This is a genomic window from Priestia sp. P5_B4 (assembly GCF_056400385.1).
In genome coordinates this window covers 1-1,261 of the sequence record NZ_JBFULJ010001012.1, presented here as the reverse complement: position 1 = coordinate 1,261, position 1,261 = coordinate 1, and the positions used below count along the sequence as shown (strand labels likewise).

At 44.0% G+C, this 1,261-nt stretch carries 2 protein-coding genes; both read right to left on the bottom strand.

Going from position 1 to position 1,261, the window contains the following annotated elements:
- A partial coding sequence (locus AC1DRF_RS28360) for a BCCT family transporter (protein WP_477742355.1) occupies positions 1–187 on the bottom strand: 187 nt, incomplete at its 3' end.
- A gap of 66 nt (positions 188–253) precedes the next feature.
- On the bottom strand, positions 254–1,261 hold a 1,008-nt coding region (locus AC1DRF_RS28355), incomplete at its 5' end, for an iron-containing alcohol dehydrogenase (RefSeq protein ID WP_477742354.1).

Below are 1,261 nucleotides of genomic sequence, written 5' to 3'. Positions count from 1 at the left end.
CACCAATACATGCAATTACCATCAGCAGCCCGCTAATGCTAAACAGCCAGCCTAAGTTAGAAATAACCCAATTATTTGCATTATTTGTAACTGTCGTAAAGGTTTCACGGTTTGTAAAACTTAATAATGCAGCTCCAATTAACAATAAAAATGGAGGCCAAAATACAGCATGTCTGATCTTTTTCATTACGCTTCCTCCTGCCTGATTAATGAGATGGTACATACCGCTTCAGGGAAACGGTATGTGCTTCTATCAAACTTTCGACGCTCCTATACTTATAATTGCATGTGCAAACTGCTGTAGATCCTCTTTGCTGGCAAAACGGGCATTATTTACTCTCATCGGTTCATTTTCAACGGAAAGCATCACGTCCACAAAGTTAGAGATATTCACAGAGAGTTCATCCCTATCTCCAATCGCAAGGTTTAATCCACTTACAGCTACTAGACGCTTAAATTCTTCTGCACCTGCATAAGCAAGTTCTTGCTTCGTAGAAAATACTTTCTTTACTCCCAAAGCTCTTGCTACCTCTGCGTACAGTTCCACTGYACCTTCAATGTTCCAATCGTATACAGCATGCAAAGCAACTGAAACCGCGCGGCCGTGATGAATTTTCCCAACTGTTCCTAGAGCATGTCCTATGCAGTGTGCAAGCCCCGTTCCTCCTTGTTCGATCGCCATTCCTGCAAGCGTTGCCGCTATTGCGAGTTTTCCTCTTGCCTCTAAGTTTTCAGGCTGCTGCAGAGCCGTTTCTAAGTGTTGACTCACCAATGATATTGCTTGAAGGCTCAGCGCTTGAATAAAAGGATTCGTACGCTTGCCTGTGCATGCTTCAATTGCATGCACAAGCGCATCTAAAGTAGTCGCAGCTGTCAAGAAATCCGGCAGTTTAACAGTAAATCGCGGTTCTAATATCGCTAGTTCCGGTGCCATGTCTTGATCCCACGCCCATACCTTTACTTGATCGTGAGTAGAAAATACAACCGTGCTTGTTACTTCCGCTCCCGTTCCTGAAGTAGTTGGAAGCATAATCGTTTTCACTTTCTTTTTTGCAAAAGGATTGGCCATTAAAGCATAGTGCATCGTTTCATAATGATCCCCTGCAACCAGCGCAGCCATTTTAGCAACGTCCATAGCTGAACCGCCTCCAAGACCAATGACGCACTTTATTTGCTGTTCACGAATAAGCTGGGCAGCCGCATCAATAGAAGCGGCCGTAGGATCACTTTTCACATCATGAAAAACAAACGTCTCTACACC